The sequence below is a fragment of the Halobacillus sp. BBL2006 genome (assembly GCF_000786645.1).
Lineage (GTDB): Bacteria > Bacillota > Bacilli > Bacillales > Halobacillaceae > Halobacillus.
The window spans coordinates 1-712 of the sequence record NZ_JRNX01000745.1 but is presented as its reverse complement, the minus strand read 5'-3'; the positions used below and the strand labels follow the sequence as shown (position 1 = coordinate 712).

The window sequence follows — 712 nt, the reverse complement described above, 5'->3', positions numbered from 1 at the left end:
ACGACCCCTGCACCTGCTTGAATGTAAAGGTGCTCATTCATCAATGTCATCGTCCGGATTGTGATACAGGAATCGATGTTGCCATCAAAACCTAAATATAAAATACCTCCTCCATAAAGATTACGGGGTGTAGGTTCTAATTCGCTTAAAATTTGCATCGCTCGTACCTTAGGAGCTCCTGACAGCGTTCCTGCTGGAAACGCTGAAATAAGTGCATCGATTGGAGAGATGTCTCTTTTCAGCTCTCCGGTCACTTTACTGATGATGTGCATTACTTTTGAAAAACGCCCGATCGTTAAATATTCACTCACATCGACCGATCCGTATTCGGACACCCGGCCAATGTCGTTACGTGCGAGGTCCACGAGCATTCGGTGTTCGGCCAGCTCTTTTTCATCAGCTAGAAGCTCTTCCGCTAACGCGTCATCTTCTTCCTGGGTCTTGCCGCGCTTTCTCGTTCCGGCGATGGGATGGATTTCAAGTTTCCCGTCTCTCACTTCGAGTAAACGTTCCGGGGAACTCCCGATCACTTCCAGTTCATTCATTTTTAAATAAAACATGTAGGGGGATGGATTGACTTTCCTTAATACACGGTACAATTCGAAGCCGCTTCGCTTCGTTTTAGTGTGAAAACGTTGAGACAAAACAGCCTGGAAAACATCACCAGCAAGGATATACTCCTTGATTTTCTCTACGTCCTCTTTGAATTGGT

At 45.8% G+C, this 712-nt stretch carries 1 protein-coding gene; it reads right to left on the bottom strand.

The window, feature by feature from the left end:
- On the bottom strand, positions 1–712 hold a 712-nt coding region (locus tag LD39_RS19160), incomplete at both ends, for an anthranilate synthase component I family protein (protein WP_035551946.1).